At 57.6% G+C, this 245-nt stretch carries 1 protein-coding gene; it reads right to left on the reverse strand.

Annotated elements, in window-relative coordinates:
• Positions 1-233, reverse strand: a 233-nt coding sequence (locus P9228_RS30915) for a choice-of-anchor M domain-containing protein (RefSeq protein ID WP_278057067.1), incomplete at its 3' end; no start/stop codon positions are given.
• Positions 234-245 lie beyond the last annotated feature (12 nt).

Genomic DNA, 245 nt, shown 5'->3' on the forward strand with positions numbered 1-245 from the left:
GTCTGAACGTTGCCGAAGGAGCTCTGCGAGAACAGGTGTACCTTGCCGGGTCCTTTGACGTTACGGACGTTGATCTTGACGTCGCTAAAACCATTGCGTTTGACGTCAAAGGTCTCCCATCCCGGCCATAGCAGATTCTGGTTCTGCGTCATGGGCAGCAGATAACCCTTGGGAGCACCGGGATATCCCCTTGGGATGGTCGTCAAGGCAGAGTCCTTCACGGCCAGCAGCACGCTCTCCGGGGC

The sequence above is a fragment of the Mesorhizobium sp. WSM4898 genome, from assembly GCF_029625845.1.
Classification (GTDB): Bacteria; Pseudomonadota; Alphaproteobacteria; order Rhizobiales; family Rhizobiaceae; genus Mesorhizobium.